At 68.5% G+C, this 17794-nt stretch carries 17 protein-coding genes; 4 read left to right on the plus strand and 13 right to left on the minus strand.

The window, feature by feature from the left end; all coding sequences use genetic code 11:
* Positions 1-76: 76 nt before the first annotated feature.
* On the plus strand, positions 77-1546 hold the full coding sequence (mptB, locus tag G3I17_RS32335) for a polyprenol phosphomannose-dependent alpha 1,6 mannosyltransferase MptB (protein ID WP_164601723.1): 1470 nt from the start codon (positions 77-79) through the stop codon (positions 1544-1546).
* Here mptB and menD read toward each other — a convergent pair.
* Genes menD through menE form a run of 3 tightly spaced genes read right to left on the minus strand, consistent with a single transcriptional unit; the run spans position 1533 to position 5223 of the window.
* Positions 1533-3200, minus strand: a complete 1668-nt coding sequence (gene menD / locus G3I17_RS32340) for a 2-succinyl-5-enolpyruvyl-6-hydroxy-3-cyclohexene-1-carboxylic-acid synthase (protein WP_164601725.1) — start codon at positions 3198-3200, stop codon at positions 1533-1535. The two genes, mptB and menD, sit on opposite strands and share 14 nt — an antisense overlap.
* Positions 3197-4123: an o-succinylbenzoate synthase gene (locus G3I17_RS32345; protein ID WP_164601727.1), complete on the minus strand. Its 927-nt coding sequence runs from the start codon at positions 4121-4123 to the stop codon at positions 3197-3199. The genes menD and G3I17_RS32345 overlap by 4 nt, the downstream gene beginning before the upstream one ends.
* Positions 4120-5223: an o-succinylbenzoate--CoA ligase gene (gene menE / locus G3I17_RS32350; protein ID WP_164601729.1), complete on the minus strand. Its 1104-nt coding sequence runs from the start codon at positions 5221-5223 to the stop codon at positions 4120-4122. Before menE ends, G3I17_RS32345 begins: the two co-directional genes overlap by 4 nt.
* Positions 5224-5312: 89 nt before the next feature.
* On the opposite strand from menE, the gene G3I17_RS32355 reads away from it, so the two are divergent.
* Positions 5313-6185, plus strand: coding sequence for a 1,4-dihydroxy-2-naphthoate polyprenyltransferase (locus G3I17_RS32355; protein ID WP_164601731.1), 873 nt, complete (start codon positions 5313-5315; stop codon positions 6183-6185).
* On the opposite strand, the gene G3I17_RS32360 is transcribed toward G3I17_RS32355, so the two are convergent.
* Complete coding sequence (locus G3I17_RS32360) at positions 6182-7303, minus strand: PLP-dependent cysteine synthase family protein (protein ID WP_164601733.1); 1122 nt, start codon at positions 7301-7303, stop codon at positions 6182-6184. The genes G3I17_RS32355 and G3I17_RS32360 overlap by 4 nt on opposite strands.
* A gap of 105 nt (positions 7304-7408) precedes the next feature.
* Here G3I17_RS32360 and G3I17_RS32365 point away from each other — a divergent pair, with 105 nt between their 5' ends.
* Both G3I17_RS32365 and G3I17_RS32370 read left to right on the plus strand, forming a co-directional pair.
* The gene (locus G3I17_RS32365; RefSeq protein WP_164601735.1) at positions 7409-8425 is read left to right on the plus strand and encodes a M48 family metallopeptidase; all 1017 of its coding nucleotides are present in this window, start codon (positions 7409-7411) and stop codon (positions 8423-8425) included.
* A 43-nt stretch (positions 8426-8468) separates the two neighbouring features.
* Positions 8469-8951 (plus strand): GNAT family N-acetyltransferase, encoded by a 483-nt coding sequence (locus tag G3I17_RS32370; protein WP_343238492.1) that lies wholly within the window; start codon positions 8469-8471, stop codon positions 8949-8951.
* Positions 8952-9012: 61 nt separating this feature from the next.
* Here G3I17_RS32370 and G3I17_RS32375 read toward each other — a convergent pair whose 3' ends face one another.
* The 9 genes from G3I17_RS32375 to hemL all read right to left on the minus strand — a co-directional run bounded on the left by G3I17_RS32375 (position 9013) and on the right by hemL (position 17663).
* Entirely contained in the window at positions 9013-10566 is a 1554-nt protein-coding gene (locus G3I17_RS32375; RefSeq protein ID WP_164601740.1) for an MFS transporter, read from the minus strand.
* A 62-nt stretch (positions 10567-10628) separates the two neighbouring features.
* On the minus strand, positions 10629-11240 hold the full coding sequence (locus G3I17_RS32380) for a TetR-like C-terminal domain-containing protein (RefSeq protein ID WP_164601742.1): 612 nt from the start codon (positions 11238-11240) through the stop codon (positions 10629-10631).
* Positions 11241-11502: 262 nt separating this feature from the next.
* Positions 11503-11754 carry a DUF4229 domain-containing protein gene (locus tag G3I17_RS32385; RefSeq protein ID WP_164601744.1) on the minus strand — a complete coding sequence of 84 codons (252 nt, stop codon included), beginning with the start codon at positions 11752-11754 and terminating at the stop codon, positions 11503-11505.
* A 2-nt stretch (positions 11755-11756) separates the two neighbouring features.
* Entirely contained in the window at positions 11757-12746 is a 990-nt protein-coding gene (ccsB, locus tag G3I17_RS32390) for a c-type cytochrome biogenesis protein CcsB (RefSeq protein WP_164601746.1), read from the minus strand.
* Positions 12743-14368: a cytochrome c biogenesis protein ResB gene (locus tag G3I17_RS32395; RefSeq protein WP_164601748.1), complete on the minus strand. Its 1626-nt coding sequence runs from the start codon at positions 14366-14368 to the stop codon at positions 12743-12745. The genes ccsB and G3I17_RS32395 overlap by 4 nt, the downstream gene beginning before the upstream one ends.
* 1 nt (position 14369) lies before the next feature.
* Complete coding sequence (locus G3I17_RS32400) at positions 14370-15113, minus strand: cytochrome c biogenesis protein CcdA (protein ID WP_164601750.1); 744 nt, start codon at positions 15111-15113, stop codon at positions 14370-14372.
* A gap of 3 nt (positions 15114-15116) precedes the next feature.
* The gene (locus G3I17_RS32405) at positions 15117-15686 is read right to left on the minus strand and encodes a TlpA disulfide reductase family protein (RefSeq protein ID WP_164601807.1); all 570 of its coding nucleotides are present in this window, start codon (positions 15684-15686) and stop codon (positions 15117-15119) included.
* The gene (locus G3I17_RS32410) at positions 15686-16309 is read right to left on the minus strand and encodes a histidine phosphatase family protein (RefSeq protein ID WP_203591077.1); all 624 of its coding nucleotides are present in this window, start codon (positions 16307-16309) and stop codon (positions 15686-15688) included. The genes G3I17_RS32405 and G3I17_RS32410 overlap by 1 nt, the downstream gene beginning before the upstream one ends.
* Positions 16310-16349: 40 nt before the next feature.
* Positions 16350-17663 carry a glutamate-1-semialdehyde 2,1-aminomutase gene (gene hemL, locus G3I17_RS32415; protein ID WP_343238493.1) on the minus strand — a complete coding sequence of 438 codons (1314 nt, stop codon included), beginning with the start codon at positions 17661-17663 and terminating at the stop codon, positions 16350-16352.
* Between the last annotated feature and the right edge of the window lie 131 nt (positions 17664-17794).

Raw genomic sequence — 17794 nt, forward strand, 5'->3', positions numbered from 1 at the left:
GGGACGTCATCGTCACTTCTTCGGACGCAAGGTGGTGTTCATCAGGGGGTCGCTTTGCGTGACTAGCGTCGGCGGTATGCGAGTACCGTCGGCGCTGATTCGTGGGGTGGTTGGCTCCTGTGTCGTCGCCGCCGCGTCCCTGGTGACGTCGGTGGTGCCGGAGTCCTCTTGGGTGGCGTCATTGCCGATCGCGAGTGACCTGCGGTCGACCCTGCCGGGCCGGATGACCGGGCTGACCTTCATGGTCGCCGGGCTGGGCCTGATGGTGTGGGCCTGGCTTTCGGTCGGCCGCCAGGTGCTGGCCGGCGTCCGCTACCGCCTGACCCCGTTCATCGTGTGGTCGAGTGTGCCGTTGCTGCTGACCCCGCCGTTGTTCAGCCGGGATGTCTGGAGCTACGCAGCGCAAGGCGCCTTGGTAGCAAAGGGTTTCGACCCGTACAGCGTCGGCCCCGGCGTCCTGTCCGGCCCCGTGATCGAAGCGGTCGACCCGATGTGGATGCAGACACCAGCGCCGTACGGGCCACTGCCACTCGCGTACGGCGGCCTCGCAGCGCGGCTGACCCTCGACCCGTATCTCCTCATGCTGGCTCACCGCCTGCTCGCAGTACTGGGCATCGTGCTGATCGCCTGGGCCGTACCGCGCCTCGCCACCGCCTGCCGGGTGAATCCGACGACCGCGACCTGGCTGGTCGTCGCCAACCCCATGCTGATCGCGCATGGCCTGGGCGCGGCTCACAACGACATCCTCATGCTGGGACTGGCCTGCGCTGCCTTCGCCCTGGCCCTGACCGGCCACTGGGGCACGGCTGCCGTGCTGGCAGGTGCCGCAGCCGCCGTGAAGTTGCCCGGTGGGCTCGTGGTCGTCGCCATTGCCGCAGTGATGAGTCCCCTGGCCGGGCGCGCCCGGCTGCGGCTGGCCAGCCTGACCATCGCGGGTGCCATCTCAGTACTGACCCTGGTGACCATCGGCGAGCTGACCGGGGTGGGGTCGGGCTGGCTGAGCGCCCTCGACGTACCAGGGCTCATCAAGTCGCCGCTCTCGATCTCCAACCTCATCGCGCTGGGCGCTTCCGGCGTACTGGCGTGGCTGGGTGAAGACACTGCTGCCCAGCAGGCCCTGCAGATCGTGCGGCTGCTGGCGATGCTCATCGCGATCGGCCTGATCGCGGTACTGGGCCTGCGGTCGTCCATCCACAACGCGGCGCGGGCGGTGGGAATCGCCTTGCTGGCACTGGTTCAGCTGGGGCCGACCGCGCACGACTGGTACTTCATCTGGTGCCTGCCGTTCCTGGCAGTGGCACGCCCCGGCCGCAAGCTCACCACCGCCTTGATCGGCGTCAGCATCGTCCTGACCATCGCCTCGCCGCTCAACTCCTCGCTGCGCGGCGCGGTCATCCCCATCCTCGTCACCACAGCGCTGGTACTCGTCGTGGTCGGCTGCCTGCTGGGTCGCCTCCGCACCTTGCAACCAGCAGTCCCTGCCAAGGTCCCGGCGAAGAAGGTCCCCGCCGAGCCTCCTGCGAAGGTCGTGGCTACAGCCGGCTGACTGCCTGGTGCAGGTCGGCATGCAGGTCGCGGCGGGTGGACCGGTCCACCCTGACCTCCACCACGTCGATGCCGGCCACTGTGCGCGCCAGCACCTCGCGCAGTTCGTCCACCGTCTCCACCAGCCGGTGCGGCGTTCCCGTGGATGCGCAGAGGGCCGCCAGGTCGACGTTGTGCGGAGTACCGAAGACCCGCTCGAAGTGGTCGGCCTGGTCAGCGCCACCCTGCTCCAGAGTGGCGAAGATGCCACCGCCGTTGTCGTTGAGCACCACGATGCGCAGGTCGGGTCGCGGCTCGGCCGGGCCGATCACCAGGCCGTTGGCATCGTGCAGGAAGGCGAGATCACCGACCAGCGCGTACGTCGCGCCGGCATTGGCCAATGCGGCGCCGACGGCGGTGGAGAGCGTGCCGTCGATGCCCGCCAGGCCACGGTTGGCCACTGTGCGGATCGGGACCACCGGAGCCAGGTCGAGATCGCGCACTGGGTTGGACGAGGCGACGACGAGCATGCCATCGGCACCGACCGCCTCACCGACTACAGCAGCGACCACCGGCCCGGACAAGCCACCGGAAGCCACTGATCCGGCGAGGCCACCGGTCAGGACCTTGTCCATCGCGGCCCGGGCCAGCTGGTCGGCCTGCTGCCAGCGATCGAGCCAATCGGTCTGGTCGGAGCCGATCACCTCCAGCCCGGTGACGACCGAGGTGGCCCGGCGGCCGGCGTCGGGCCAGAGACCGGTCGGCGCGACGACGATCGCCTCGACGTCCGGGCGCGCGAGCAGCTTCGAGATCGGCCGCGAGAGGGTCGGGTGCCCGAACACGAGCACCCGCTCGATCTCGTCACCCATTGTCGTTGCTGCCAGCAACAATCTGTAAGCCGAGATGACGGCGGGCCCGGTCCTCGCCCGGCTGGACGGCTCGGCGAACAGCGGCCAGCCACCCGCCTCCGCTGCAAGCCGAGCGGCCTGCGAGGCGCCGTCGCCCGCGACCACCACGGTCTTGGGCCCGGGCGCCACTGCGGACGGCTGCGCCCCAGTGGCGTGCACACTCGTCCACGGCCCAGTACTGCGCCCGTCGAGCGGCTCCGGCCAGTCGCTATCATCAGTCGGCACCAGCGGCTCCACCAGCGGGCAGTTGAGCTGCACCGGACCAGGGTCGGACGTCCGTGCGCCGACAGCCGTCGACACCGCGCGCACGACCTGCGAGCGCCAGTACGCGACCTGGCCCACCTGCTTGCTCGGCGTACCGAGCTCGTGGAACAGGCGGACGGCGTCGCCGAACACCTTCAGCTGGTCGGTGGTCTGGTTGGCCCCGGTCCCCCGGAGCTCCGGCGGGCGATCCGCGCTCAGCACGATCAGTGGCAAGCCGCTGTGGGAAGCCTCGAGCACTGCCGGGTAGAGGTTGGCGACCGCAGTACCGGAGGTCGTCACCACTGGCACCGGCAGACCGGTACCGCGGATCAGGCCGAGCGCCAGGAAGCCCGCAGTACGTTCGTCGATCCGCACGTGCAGGCGCAGACGCCCGTCGCGGTCTGCGGCGGCCAGGGCGAGGGCCAGTGGGGTGCTGCGAGAGCCGGGAGCCAGCACGGCCTCGCGGACGCCGGACCTGATCAGCTCGTCGACCACCACTGTCGCGAACGCCGTGGACGGGTTCATTTGCTTCCTCTCAATGCTTCTACCCTCGCGAGCCGTGCTTCCCACTTGGCTGTGGTCGCTTGGTCTGCGGTTGGCAACTCTGGAGTCGGTACGAGGCGCTTCACCGGCAAGAAGCCGTTGACCGGCAGCAGCGGGTCTTCGACGACCTCTGCCGTGAACATAGAGACAGTGGCGAGGCCGCATGCGTAGGGGAGCTCGGGAAGAGCCGCCGCGAGCGCTACACCGGCAGCGATCCCGATGGAGGTCTCCAACGCCGACGAGACCACTACCGGCAGCCCGATCTGCTCAGCGATGTCGAGGCAGGCCCGGACGCCACCGATCGGCTGCACCTTCAGTACGGCGATGTCGGCGGCCTCTAGCTTCTTCACCAGCATGGGATCCGCCGCCCGGCGGATGGACTCGTCTGCGGCAACCAGTACGTCGGTACGCCGCCGCACGGCCGCCAGATCCTCCACTGCGGCACAGGGCTGCTCGACGTACTCCAGGTCGAAGCGCTTGAGTTCCTTCAACGCATGCAGGGCTTCATCCACAGACCATGCCCCGTTGGCGTCGATCCGCACCTGCCCGTTGCCGATGGCGTCCCGGACGGCCTCCACCCGTTCCAGGTCGTCCCGCAGCGTCTGCCCCGGCTCAGCCACCTTGACCTTGGCCGTCGCGCACCCGGACGCCCGGACGATCGCAGCAGCCTTCTCGGGACCGATCGCCGGCACCGTGCAGTTCACCGGCACGAAGTCACGGACAGCTTCCGGCCACCCGTCGTAGGCAGCCTCTCTCGCCGCTCGAAGCCAAGCCACACAGGTCGCATCGTCGTAATCCAGAAACGGCGACCACTCGGCCCACCCCGCCGGCCCCTCGAACAGCATCCCCTCGCGCACGGTGATCCCACGGAACTTGTCCTTCAGCCCGATCGCGTAGGTGATCACCGCACACCCTCCAGCAACCGCTGCCGATCAACCTTGCCCGAAGCAAGCATCGGCAACTCGCTCAACCCGACCACCTGCCGAGGAGCCCAGGTCCGCGGCAACACCTCGCTGACAAAGTCCCGCAACTCGTCCCGCCCTACTTCCCCCACAACAAACGCAACCACCCGCGAACCCCACTCAGCATCAGGGACCCCCAACACAACGGCATCCTTCACCTCCGGATGCTCCACCAACCGAGCCTGCACAGCAGTCAGCGTCACATTGACCCCACCGGAGATGACGACATCGTCCACCCGCCCAACCACCCGCAACCGGCCGTCCACGATCTCCCCCCGATCCTGCGTCCGGAACCACCCGTCCCGCAGTACCGCGGCAGTCACCTCCGGCTGCAACCGATACCCGGAGAAAAGCGTCGGTCCTTTGATCAGGATCCTGTTGTCGTCCAGCCGCAGCGAGGTCCCCGGGAGTGGTTCGCCTGCGTAGACGCAGCCGCTGCCGGTCTCGGTCATCCCGTAGGACGGGATCGCCGTCACACCCACTGCGATCGCTCTCGCCTTCAGGTCGGCCGGCATTGCGGCGCCGCCGATGATGATCGCGTTGAACCTTCGGAGCATGTCCTGGTCCTGGGGGGTTTCCAGGTAGCGGGCCAGCTGGGTCGGCACCATCGCCGTGTACTGCCGTTCCGCGGTCAGCGCCAGCACGCCTTCGGCGAAGGTCGGGTGATCTCCCGCGATCACCGGCGCATAGCCCGCGAGCACCGATCGGGTGAGCACCTGCAGTCCGCCTACGAAGTACGGCTGCATGGGGAGCAACCACTGGCCGGGGCCGCCGAGTCGGTCGTGGGTGGCCGTGGCGGAGGCGATCAACGCGCTGGTGGAGAGCAGCACGCCCTTGGGTTCGCCGGATGAGCCAGAGGTGGCCAGTACCACCCCGACGTCGGGCTCGAGTGGTTCCTCCGGTGCCACCGCCTGCTGCACGCGCGCCGCCGCGGCGGGGTCTCCAGGCAACGGGGCGAACGCAGTACCGGTGCCATCGAGCAGGGCGGTCAGGGCCGCCAGCACGGCATCCGGGGTGCCAGGGACCAGGCGCAACGTAGACATGTCTCTCCGAGCGTACGGCGCGACCCCGGCGAGGCCGCAGCCTGTGCCGCCTGCAAGCCCTTACCGGCGGGCTGACAGAATCGTTCGCCATGGCTACCCCTGCCCAGTGGATCGAAGGCGCACGCCCTCGCACGCTGCCCGCCGCGATCGCCCCCGTGCTCGTCGGTACCGGCGCAGCCGCCTACCTCGACGACTTCGTCTGGTGGAAGGCCCTGCTCGCGCTCGGCGTCGCCCTGATGCTGCAGATCGGCGTCAACTACGCCAACGACTACAGCGACGGCATCCGAGGCACCGATGAGAACCGGGTCGGCCCGCTGCGCCTGGTAGGCGCCAAGGTGGCCAGCCCGCAGCAGGTGAAGACCGTCGCGTTCACCTGCTTCGGCATCGGCGCAGTGCTCGGCCTGGTGCTGGCCGCAACGACCACCTGGTGGCTACTGGTCCCGGGAGCCGCCTCGATCCTCGGAGCCTGGTTCTACACGGGCGGCAAGAAGCCCTACGGCTACCGGGCGCTTGGCGAGATCAGCGTCTTCCTGTTCTTCGGCCTCGTCGCAGTACTCGGTACTACCTACGTCCAGGCCGAGGAGCTGCACTGGACTGCTGTAGCCGGCGCCGTGGCCATCGGCAGCATCGCCTGCGCACTCCTGGTCGCCAACAACCTGCGAGACATCCCCACCGATTCGGTGACCGGCAAGCGCACGCTGGCCGTAGTACTGGGTGCTGCCCGCTCCCGCCGCCTGTACGCCGGCCTGATCGCGCTCGCCTTCATCCTGGCGATCCTGTCGGCCCTGGCGACTCCCTGGACCCTCCTGGCACTGATCGCTCTGCCGCTGGCCGTGAAAGCCGTCAAGACAGTCATGAGCGACGCCGTCGGCCCAGCGCTCATCCCAGTACTCCAGGGCACAGGCCTCACCGAACTCCTCTACGCAGTCGGCCTTACCACCGGTCTCTTCCTAGGAAACTAGCGGACCGGCTCGCGCCAGCGGCCCGACTGGGCGAAGCCTTCCAGGGTCTCGGTGTACGGCGCGAGGTCGATCCCGTTGCGCTTGAGCCAGTCGTCGTCGTAGTACGTGTCGCCGTACCGGTCGCCGCTGTCGCACAGCAGCGTCACGATGCTCCCCTGCACGCCTGTCCGCCGCATCTCCGCCGCCAGCCGCAAGGAACCCCACAGGTTCGTCCCGGTCGAGCCGCCGACCAGCTTGCCCATCGCCTTCGAGCAGAACCGCATCGCCGCGATCGAGGCGGCATCCGGTACTGCGATCATCCGGTCGACCACGCCGAGCACGAACGACGGCTCCACCCGGGGCCGGCCGATCCCCTCGATCCGCGACGGGCGGCCGGTGGCGAAGTCGCCGTCACCGGACTCGAAGGCGGGGAAGAAGGCCGAGTTCTCCGGATCGACCACGGCCACCGAGGTGTCGTGCCGCTGGTACCGGACGTAGCGCCCGATCGTCGCCGACGTCCCGCCCGTGCCCGCGCCGACCACGATCCAGGTCGGCACCGGGTGCTGCTCGAGGCTCAGCTGACTGAAGATCGACTCGGCGATGTTGTTGTTGCCGCGCCAGTCGGTGGCGCGCTCGGCATAGGTGAACTGGTCCATGTAGTGCCCGCCGGTCTCCTCGGCGAGCCGCTTGGCCTCGCCGTAGATCTGGCCGGAACGCTCGACGAAGTGGCAGCGGCCGCCGTAGAACTCGATCAGCTCGATCTTCTCCGGGCTCGTCGACGCCGGCATCACCGCGATGAACGGCAACCCGAGCAGCCGGGCGAAGTACGCCTCGCTGACCGCGGTGGAGCCGCTGGACGCCTCGATCACCGTGGCGCCCTCGCCGATCCAGCCGTTGCACAGGGCGTACAGGAACAGCGACCGGGCGAGCCGGTGCTTGAGCGAGCCGGTCGGATGCACCGACTCGTCCTTCAGATACAGCTCGACCCCGGCCGCGGCCGGCATCGGGAACACGTGCAGATGCGTGTCGGCGCTGCGGTTGGCATCGGCTTCGACGAGCCGGATCGCTTCGGAGCCCCAGATCCGAGCTTTGTCGTCGCGCCGATCCACTTCCCGGGAGGGCACTGGGCGGTTACTCATCTGGTCAGGCTAGGACAGGACGCTCTGTTTCGGTATTCCTACTCTCTGCAACCGGACCTTTGGCGAGCTAAGTTGGACGTCACACAACGACCCGGTGGGGGAACGATGAGCGAGAACGACGAGCGGCCGACGCGGCAGCGGGCGACCTTGACCGACATCAGCTCGCGGGCCTGGGAGCACCCCGCCGACCGCGGCGCGCTGGTCGCGCTACGGCAGCTCAAGGGCTTCGACTTCGTCCTTCGGAAGATGTCCGGGCTGATCAACGAGCGCGCCTTCCGGCTGCAGTACCTCGGCTCGGCGATCCGGGTCGACGAGCGGCAGTTCCCGAAGATCCACCGGCTCTACACCGAGGCCGCGACGACGCTCGACGTCCGCCAACTGCCCGAGCTGTACGTCACCAACAGCCCGATCTGGAACGCGGTCACGATCGGCATGGACAAGCCGTTCATCGTGCTCAACAGCGCGCTCGTCCAGGGCCTCGACGACGAGGAGACCCGGTTCATCCTCGGCCACGAGCTCGGGCATGCGCAGAGCGGCCACGCGCTGTACCAGTCGTTGCTGCTCTGGCTGATGCGCCTCACGGGGGCCGTCAACTGGATGCCGATCGGCGCTTTCGGTCTCCGCGCGATCATCGCCGCGCTGCACGAGTGGTCCCGCAAGGCCGAGCTGTCGGGCGACCGGGCCGGCCTCCTCGCAGTACAGGACCCGGCGGCGGCGCTGCGCGTGCAGATGAAGCTTGCGAGTGGCGGGCAGCTCGACCAGCTCGACACGACCGCCTTCCTTGCCCAGGGCACGGAGTACGAGAGCTCCGGCGACCTGCGCGACAGCGTGCTCAAGCTGCTGCTGCTCGAGGCGCAGACCCACCCGCTGGCCGTCATCCGCGCGCACGAGCTGCGCCGCTGGGTCGACGAGGGTGAGTACACCGCGATCGTCTCCGGCACCTACCCCAAGCGCCAGGACGACAACGACGCCTCGATGACGCAGGAGGCGAAGAACGCGGCCAAGTCGTACTCCGACGCCTTCGCCCGCTCCCAGGACCCGCTGGCCAAACTCGTCCGCGACATGGGCGAGGGCCTCGGCGGCGTCCGCGACTGGGTCAGCTCCAAGTTCCCCCCGCGCTGATAGTCAGTTGATGGCAGCCCCGTCGCCGCGAGAAGGTGGCGGGGTGATCGAACTTCATGAACTGACCGCCGACGCCTGGCAGACCTGGCGGGAGTTGCGGCTGGCCGCGCTCGAAGAAGCGCCGTACGCGTTCGGCTCGCAGCTGTCCGACTGGGTGGACGCCGAGGAGGAGCGCTGGCGGGCCCGGCTCGACCTGCCCGGCTCCCGCAATTTCGTCGCGGTCCTCGACGGTACGCCGGTGGGCATGGCGAGCGGCGTACGCACCGACGAGAACGGCGTCGTCGAGCTCATCTCGATGTGGATCGCCCCGGCCGGCCGAGGTCGCGGTATCGGCGACCAGCTGATGGCCCAGGTCGAGCACTGGGCCCGCGACAGCGCCGCCCACACCCTCCAGCTGGCAGTTGCCAATGGCAACGACAGGGCGCGCGATCTCTACCTGCGCAGCGGTTTCCGCGACACCGACCTGCCCGGTGACCTGATGCCCGACGGCATCCACCACGAGATCGTGATGCGCAAACCCCTGTAGTTTCGAGCACGAAGGGCCGCCTCCCCCTCCGGAAAGCGGCCCTTCGAGTACTGCGGTGAGGTCAGCCCATGTGGACCGGCTGGCCGTCTCCGGCCAGGTCCTGGTGCTTGACCGAGAGGCCGATCAGGGTGATGATCGCCGCGCCGACCCCGATGATCGCCGACACCAGGAACGCGGTGGTGAAACCGTGCGTGGTGGCGACGGCCTGGGCCTGCTTGGCCAGCTCGCCGGCCTGGTCAGGGGTAGCCTGCGACGCCTTCGCCAGGCCCGGTGCGAGCTCGGTGAACTTGTCCTTGATCGCGTTGGTGGAGACCGTGCCCAGCAGGGCCAGGCCGATCGCGCCACCGATCTGCTGGACGGTGTTCAGCACCGCCGAGCCGACCCCGGAGTCCTCGTCCGCGACGCCGCTGACCGCGGTCAGCGTGAGCGGCACGAAGATCAGGCCCATCCCGAACGCCAGCACCAGGATGTACGGCAGCAGGTGGCTGGCGTAGGTGGAGTCCACGTCGAGCCGGCTGAAGCCGAACATACCGGCCGCCATCAGCGCGCTACCGGCGCCGGAGATCCAGCGCGGGTCCATCCGGGCGATCAGCGTCGAGGCGACCTGCGCGGCGACGATGATGCCGAAGCTGAACGGCAGGAAGGCGAAGCCGGTCTTGAGCGCGCTGTAGCCGAGCACGTTCTGGATGTAGATGCCGAGGAAGTAGAACATCGAGAACATCGCCGCACCGACGATCAGCATCACGAAGAAGCTGACCCCACGGGTCCGGTTCGCGAGGATCCGGAACGGCATCAGGGCGTGCCGGGAGCGGGCCTCGATGAAGAGGAACACCCCGATCAGGACCAGACCGCCGATGATGTAGAGCAGCGTGAGGGTGTCGCCCCAGCCCTTGGAGCCGGCGTTGGTCAGACCGTAGACGAGCGAGGTCAGACCGACCGTCCCGGTGATCGCACCAGGAATGTCGAACTTGCCACGCTGGCGGGCGGATTCACCCAGGTACCGGAAGGCCAGCACCGCGACGATCAGGCCGATCGGGGTGTTGATGAAGAAGGTCCAGCGCCAGGACGCCTCGGTCAGCGCGCCACCCAGGATCAGTCCGACGGCCGCGCCGGCCCCGGACATCGCGGCGTACACGCCCATCGCGCGATTGCGCTCCTTGCCCGCCGGGAAGGTGGTGGTGATCAGCGCGAGCGCGTTCGGCGAGGCCGCCGCGGCCGCGAGGCCCTGCAGGATCCGGCTGGCGAGCAGTACGCCCTCGCTCTGCGCGATTCCGCCGATGAACGACGCGAGGCCGAACAGCACGACGCCGAAGATGAACACCTTGCGGCGGCCGAGGATGTCCCCGATCCGGCCGCCGAGCAGCAGCAGACCACCGAAGGCCAGCGCGTAGGCGTTGACGACCCACGGCAGCGATCCGTTGCTGAACCCGAGGTCGGTCTGGATGTGCGGCAGGGCGATGTTGACGATGGTGCCGTCGAGCACGACCATCAGCTGCGCCATGGAGATCAGCGCGAGCGCGATCCCGAGATTGCGGTGGCCGTGCGCAGCCGGTTCAGCCACCTCGTCGGCCGGCCGCCCGGCCGGCGGATCGGCCTTGATGACGTCTTCAGACATGCTGGAATATCCCCTCTAGGTGTTACTGGCTTGTTGGTCGCTGCTCCAGGCCCCTGGCCGGTTCAGCTCACCTGCGACCCCCGCGCCGCAGGCATGATCACGTGATCGATCACGCGGAGTACGAGGTCGTCGGTCGGCACGATGCCGAGTACGAAGGACTGATGGACGATGACGGCGGGAAGCGTCACCGAGAGAAGTTCGACGTCGATGTCGGCGGCGATCTCCCCACGCTCGACAGCGCGGCGGTAGATCGCGTCGGTGACCGCGATCCGGGGCGCCAGGAAGCGCTCCTGGAAAGCCGTCTTGAGATCTTCGTCGCGGTGCAGCGCGGTCAGCAGACCGGCCATCACCGACAGCGGCATCTCCTCGGTGAAACCACCCTCACCACACGAGATCGAGATCAGGTCGCCGCGCAGGCTGCCCGTGTCGACGTCGTCCGGCACCGGACAGCCCTTGGCCCGGCTGATCGCGTCGACCACGAGCTCCGCCTTGGTCGACCAGCGCCGGTACAGCGTCGCCTTGCTGGCCTTGGCGGCCGTGGCCACCGCGTCCATCGTCAGCCGGTCGTAACCGAGCTCGGCGAGAGCCGCGACGGTCGCGTCGAGAATCTCCTCCTCGCGCCCGCCCTCGACCCGCGGCCGCTGCCGCGGCCCTGCATCGGCGACATCCGTCATGGTCTCTACATCACCCTCGGTAGTCAGTTGATTGCTGATAGAACGAAACTGTTTCGTTTCATCAACTACGTTACGACTCATGTGAAGGCGTGCACAAATGATTTTCTTCCATTCCCCGACGTGTCCTACGTCACTCTCAGTACCACCGGGGCACTGGTATCACGCCGCCCCGCCTGAACACACGCAAAAGCCGGCCCGCCATCAAATGGCGAGCCGGCTGTCGACCAGTACTACGAAAGGCCGGTCAGTACTACGGGGTGGATCAGTCCTCGTCCTCGGCCTTGCGAGCCGCTTCGATCCGGGACGTCATCCGGCCGGCGCGGGCCTCGATGCTGCCGGCCAGGCGGTCCCGGGCGGCGCGGAGGACGAAGAGGGAGAGGATCGAGGTGATGAGGAGGGCGATCAGGGCGATCGGCCAGGCACTCAGCCAGGTGTGGAAGGCGACCCAGAGGATGCCGAAGGAGACGAGGAAGAGGGCCAGCCGCAGGCCCGTGTAGATGGCGAATTCCTTCATCGTCAGACCCCGGCGTAGGAGTGCAGGCCCGAGACGAGCAGGTTCACGCCGACGAAGTTGAAGATGAAGACGAACCAGCCGACGATCGCGATCGTCGCGGCCCGGCGGCCACGCCAGCCGGCCGTCGCCCGGGCGTGCAGGTACGCCGCGTAGACGACCCAGGTGACCAGCGACCAGACCTCCTTGGGGTCCCAGCCCCAGTACCGGCCCCAGGCGTACTCGGCCCAGATCGGCCCCGCCACCAGCACCCCGAAGGTCCACAGCGGGAAGGCGAACGCGAGCACCTTGTACGCCGTACCGTCCATCGCCTCAGCACTCGGCAGCCGCTTCAGCGACGCCGACATCGTCCCGCCGGCCAGCACCCGCCGCTCGGCGCGCGCCTTGATCAGGTACAGCAGGGACACCAGCCCACCGATCGTGAACGCGCCACCGGAGATCGCCGCGGCGGACACATGGATCACGAGCCAGTAGGAGTGCAGCGCCGGTACCAGCGGTCCGGCCGGTGTGTAGAGCGCCAGCGTCGCGAGCCCGAGCACCGCGGCGACGAACAGCGTGACGCCAAGCCCCAGCCACTGCAGCTTGTACCGGTGGACGAAGAGCAGGTAGACGACCGCCACCGCCAGCGAGGAGGTGATGGTGAACTCGTACATGTTGCCCCACGGCACCCGCCCGGCCGCGAGGCCACGGGTCACCACACCGGTCAGGTGCAGCAGGAAAGCCAGCCAGGTCAGCATCAACCCGATCCGGCTGGCCGCTTCGACTCGCTCGGATCGTGCGGCGTCGTCGGCTCCCGTAGTACCGGAAGCAGTCTGTACGACGTCGGCGCCACCAGAAGCAACCAGTACTTCGGCAGGCTTCTCGGCCTCCGCGCGAACGACGACAGCGCGGCCCATCGCCCACTCGAGCGCGTGCGACATCATCGCGATCGCGTAGACGACGGTCGCCGTCGGAATGACCAGGTTGGAGATGTGCGCGTACGTCTCCGGGCTCATGACTTCTCCTGCTTCGGTTCTGCCGGCGGTTCTGCTGGCTTCTCTACTGGCTTCAGGGCGTCTGCTGGCTGCAAGGCGGCGGTGATGGCCAGGATCTCGTCCCCGAGGCCGCGTTCGGGTCCCCGGTCCAGCCCGGCGACCTCGACCACGGTACGCCCGTCCTGGGTCCGGACCCGCACCCAGGTACGCCGTGGGTGGATGAACAACGAGCCCATCAGGCCGAGGATGGCGAGCAGGATCCCGGCCAGCGCGAGGTGCAGCCCGGGCGTGTGGCTGATCTGCAGCTTCACCCAGCGGTCGTAGGAGTCGAAGGTGATCGAGCCACGGTTGTCCGGCAGCTTGAAGGTCTGCCCCGGTGCGAGCTGGAACCGCAGCTTGTCGCCCTTGCCGTCACCGAACTGGGTCAGCTTCGACTTGTCCAGCTGGTAGACCGACTGCGGCTTGCCGGTCTCGACGGCCGGCCGGCCGTAGTACGCCGTCATCGCCATCACCGGGTTGAGCGCGTCGGGGAAGACCGAGACCGGGCCGCGCTGGTCGATCACCGCGGTCGGCAGGAAGAAGCCTTCGAAGCCGAGCTGTTCGGGCCGGGCGTCGGGGGCCTTGATCACGCCGAACGAGGAGAAGTTGCCGTCCTGCGGCAGGAACGGCGCCGGCCCGGAGAAGGCGACGTCACCCTTGCCGTCGCGGACCGTCACCTTCGGCGCGTAGCCGTGGCCGAGCAGGTGCACGCTGGTGCCGTCGACCTTGAGCGGGTGGTTCACCTGCAGGTCGTACGACTTCGCCGGCGAGTCCAGCGTCTCCTGGTAGGTGATCGGGGCGCTGAACTCGCGCGCCGCACCGCGCTGTGGGCCGTCGGTCTGGAACTTCACCGTGAAGCTGTTCACCTTCAGCGAGAACGGCGGCAGCTCGTCCGGCGTGAAGATCCGGCCCGGGCTGAAGTCGTCGTACTGCGCGATCGAGTTCGAGAACTCATTGCCCACGACAACCAAAACGGTACCGCGGTAACCGAGCAGCGCACCCCAGGCGGCACCGATCAGCGCCAGGATCAAGGAGAAGTGGAAGAGCAGGTTGCCCGCTTCCCGCAGGTACCCGCGCTCGGCCGCGACCGCGCCGTCGTACAGCTCGACCCGGAACCGGCGCCGGCGCAGCTCGCGCGCGGCCAGCTCCAGCACGTCGCCATCGGTGCCGGCCGGTTCGAAGGACTGGTACCCCGCCAGGCGGTTGAGGTTGCGCGGCGGCTTCGGCGGGCGGGCCCGCATCGCCTTCAGGTAGACCTGAAGCCGCGGCACCACGCAGCCGATCAGCGAGATGAACAGCAGCAGGTAGATGGCTGAGAACCAGGCCGACTTGTAGACGTCGAAGAGCCCGAGCTTGTCGTAGAACGGCCCGAGCTTCGGGTGTTGCTCGAGGAAGTTCGACACCTTGACCGGGTCGATCGCGGTCTGCGGGATCAGCGACCCCGGGACCGCCCCGAGCGCGAGCAGGAAGAGCAGTACCAGCGCTGTTTTCATCGAGGTCAGCTGGCGCCAGGTCCAGCGCAGCCAGCCGATCAGACCGAGCTTGGGCAGCTCGGGCTGATCAGGTGGGGTCGGCGCCTCGACGCGGTCCTTCACATCCGACACGTCACACCGCCGATCCGAAGTTGGCGACCCATTGCCTGAGCTCGGCGGTCATCGAGTCCCACACTCCTGTCAGCAGCAGTAGCCCTACGGCGATCATCAGCACGCCGCCGATCCGGATCACCATCACCTGGTGCTTGCGCACCCAGGCGACCGCGCCGAGCATCCGCCGGAAGGCGAGCGCCGCGATGATGAAGGGGATGCCCAGCCCGAGGCTGAACACCAGCGCCAGGATCGCACCCCGCCCGGTACTGCCCTCGGTCGCGGCCAGGTTCATCACCGTACCGAGCGTCGGCCCGATACAAGGCGTCCAGCCGAAGCCGAACAGAACGCCGAGCAGCGGCGCCGCCGCGATCCCGACGGCCGGCACCCGGTGCACCCGGACGTCGCGCTGCGCGAAACCGAAGCCACCAAGGAAGATCAGGCCCAGGACGACGGTCGCGCCGCCGAGCACTTTGGTGATCAGCGACTGGTGGTCGAGCAGGGCGTTGCCGACGGCACCGAACAGCACACCGGTCAGGATGAACACGGCGGAGAAACCCGCCACGAACAAGCTCGTCCCGGCCAGCATCCGGCCCCGCCGCTCGGAGCCGAGCTCGGCCGCGGACAGCCCGGTCACGTAGGAGAGGTAGCCCGGTAACAGCGGGACCACGCAGGGTGAGAAGAACGAGATCGCACCGGCCAGCACCGCGATCGGCAGTGCCACCAGCATCGAGCCAGTCATCGACTGGGCGAACCACTCACCCACAGGTCAACTCGCGTCCTTCACCATACCGAGCAGGGTCTGCTTCGTCAGCGGACCGAGCACCCTGGAGGCCACTCTGCCCTGCTTGTCGAGCACCAGCGTCGACGGGATCGAGCTGGGCGAGATCTGGCCGCGGAACTTCAGCAGCAGCTTGCCGGACGGGTCGTAGACGCTCGGATACGTCACCCCGAACGCCTCGACGAACTTGAGCGGCGGTGCCGGGTCGAGATCGCGGACGTTCAGCCCGATGAACTGCACGCTCGCCCCGAGCTCCTTGGCCGCGTCGCTCAGGTCCGGCGCCTCCTCGCGGCACGGACCGCACCACGATCCCCAGACATTGATCACCGTGACCTTGCCGGCCGCGTCGGTGGAGTTCCACTTCTTACCGTCGAGCGTGGTGCCGCCGAAGTCGGGCGCCTTCTCCCGGTCGGCGGGCGCGAAGCTGGAGACCCGGCCGCTACCACTGACGAATCCCGTCTGGCCCTGCCGGCTGTCCTTCACGTCCTGCCCCGAGCTGCAGGCCGTCGCGGCCAGGAGCACAGTGACCGCGGCAGCCGTAGTACGGACGAATCGCATCACGCGCCGCCGGCGAACTTCTTGGGGTTCTTGACCGGCAGCAGGTCCTTGGCTGGTTCGGCGTAGCCGACCGAGACGATCGAGTCGCCGTGGAAGGTGAACGAGGTCAGGCTGGCCAGGCTGCACTGCCGCTTGCGCGGGTCGTGCAGCATCCGGCGGTTCTCGATCGCGGACCGGACGATCCAGATCGGCAGCTGGTGCGACACGATCAGCGCCTCGTGCCCGGCGGCCTTCTGCCGGGCGGTCTCGATCGCGTCGCGCATCCGGCGGACCAGCTGGCTGTAGGGCTCACCCCAGGACGGCTTCCACGGGTTCCGCAGCAGCCACCAGGCACTCGGTTGCCGCAGCGCGCCGTCGCCGACACCGAACTTCTTGCCCTCGAACAGGTTCGCCGCCTCGATCACCCGCTCGTCGATGTCCGGGGTCAGCCCGAACACCTGGGCGATCGGCTCCATCGTCTCCTGCGCGCGCTCCAGCGGCGAGCTGACCAGGTGCACGATGTCGCGGCCGGCCACGTGCTCGGCGACCCGGTCGGCCATCTTGCGGCCGAGCTCGGACAGGTGGAAATCGGGGATCCGGCCGTACAGCACGCCGGTCGGGTTGTGCACCTCGCCGTGACGCATCAGGTGCACGACCGTCGTTTCGGTCACCGAGCCCTACCCTTCAGTTCTCTACAGCCGCGGCGGCGCGCGCGGCCGACGCCAGTGCGGTCTCGACCTTGGCCAGCGCGTCGTCATCGATGGCGGCGCTCACGAACCAGGCCTCGAAGGCGCTCGGCGGCAGGTAGACACCGGCGTCCAGCATGGCATGGAAGAACGCGGCGAACCTGGGCAGCACCTGGGCACCGGCCCCGGCGAAGTCCCGGATCTGTCCCGTACCTTCCGAGGACTCCACGAAGAAGACGCTGAAGAGGTTCCCGGCGTTCTGGATGACGTACGGCACACCTTCCTTGTCCAGCGCCGTCGCGGCCAGCCGCTGGAGGGTGTTCGCCGTCTCGTCGAGCTTGGCGTAGACCTCGTCGGTCGCCAGTCGCAGCGTGGTCAGACCGGCAGTGGTGGCGATCGGGTTCCCGGACAGGGTTCCGGCCTGGTACACCGAGCCCTCGGGAGCCAGCTGGCTCATCAGGTCGGCCCGGCCGCCGAACGCCGCCGCCGGGAAGCCGCCACCCATCACCTTGCCGAACGTCATCAGGTCCGGCACGACGCCGTCCACGCCGTACCAGCCTGATCTGGTGATCCGGAAGCCGGTCATCACCTCGTCGGAGATGAACAGCGCGCCGTTGTCCTTACAGGTCCTGGCAAGGAACGCGTTGAAGTTGCCGAGCGGCGGGACGACGCCCATGTTGCCCGGCGAGGCCTCGGTGATCACGGCGGCGATCTGGTCGCCGTACTGCGCGAACGCCTCGGTCACGGCCGCTTGGTCGTTGTACGGAAGCACGATCGTGTCGGCCGTGGTCGCCTCGGTGACACCCGGCGTACCGGGGATGCCGAGGGTGATGACCCCGGAGCCCGCCTGGGCCAGCAGCGCGTCGACGTGACCGTGGTAGCAGCCGGCGAACTTCACGATCTTCGCCCGGCCGGTCGCGCCGCGGGCCAGCCGCAGCGCCGACATGGTGGCCTCGGTACCGGAGGAGACCAGCCGCACCTTGTCCACCGGCGTCCGGGCCACGATCTCCTCGCCCAGCTCGACCTCGGGCTGGGTCGGCGTCCCGTACGACGTACCGCGGCTGACCGCTGCCTGGACGGCCGCCGTCACCTCCGGGTGCGCATGACCGAGCAGCATCGGTCCCCAGGAGCAGACCAGGTCGACGTAGGTGTTGCCGTCGACGTCGGTGATGTGACATCCGTCACCGGAGGCCATGAAGCGCGGAGTCCCGCCGACGGCGCGGAAGGCGCGGACCGGGGAGTTCACCCCGCCCGGCGTGACGGCGGAGGCTCGGTCGAACAAAGCGGCGGAGAGCTCAGTGTGGTCGGGCACGGCCGCCATTCTCCCCGACAGACCAGTGCGCCGGGTGGGCGGGGACCGCGCTCTCATCGGGTGGTTCTGCCAGTAAGGAGTCTCCAGGGGGTTCACAGGTGCGTTGTTACGCGCCAGTATGGGTACCCGGT

Origin of the sequence: Streptomyces sp. SID13031, assembly GCF_010548305.1 — a bacterium.
GTDB lineage: Bacteria > Actinomycetota > Actinomycetes > Propionibacteriales > Kribbellaceae > Kribbella.

Excerpts from the sequence above, each read along its gene's own strand:
- G3I17_RS32355 (WP_164601731.1), top strand. The coding sequence starts at position 5,313 with ATGGCTACCCCTGCCCAGTGGATCGAAGGCGCACGCCCTCGCACGCTG.
- G3I17_RS32375 (WP_164601740.1), bottom strand. The coding sequence starts at position 10,566 with ATGTCTGAAGACGTCATCAAGGCCGATCCGCCGGCCGGGCGGCCGGCC.
- G3I17_RS32360 (WP_164601733.1), bottom strand. The coding sequence starts at position 7,303 with ATGAGTAACCGCCCAGTGCCCTCCCGGGAAGTGGATCGGCGCGACGAC.
- G3I17_RS32385 (WP_164601744.1), bottom strand. The coding sequence starts at position 11,754 with ATGAAGGAATTCGCCATCTACACGGGCCTGCGGCTGGCCCTCTTCCTC.
- mptB (WP_164601723.1), top strand. The coding sequence starts at position 77 with ATGCGAGTACCGTCGGCGCTGATTCGTGGGGTGGTTGGCTCCTGTGTC.
- ccsB (WP_164601746.1), bottom strand. The coding sequence starts at position 12,746 with ATGAGCCCGGAGACGTACGCGCACATCTCCAACCTGGTCATTCCGACG.
- menE (WP_164601729.1), bottom strand. The coding sequence starts at position 5,223 with ATGTCTACGTTGCGCCTGGTCCCTGGCACCCCGGATGCCGTGCTGGCG.
- G3I17_RS32365 (WP_164601735.1), top strand. The coding sequence starts at position 7,409 with ATGAGCGAGAACGACGAGCGGCCGACGCGGCAGCGGGCGACCTTGACC.
- G3I17_RS32410 (WP_203591077.1), bottom strand. The coding sequence starts at position 16,309 with ATGCGTCACGGCGAGGTGCACAACCCGACCGGCGTGCTGTACGGCCGG.
- menD (WP_164601725.1), bottom strand. The coding sequence starts at position 3,200 with ATGAACCCGTCCACGGCGTTCGCGACAGTGGTGGTCGACGAGCTGATC.
- G3I17_RS32380 (WP_164601742.1), bottom strand. The coding sequence starts at position 11,240 with ATGACGGATGTCGCCGATGCAGGGCCGCGGCAGCGGCCGCGGGTCGAG.
- G3I17_RS32405 (WP_164601807.1), bottom strand. The coding sequence starts at position 15,686 with ATGCGATTCGTCCGTACTACGGCTGCCGCGGTCACTGTGCTCCTGGCC.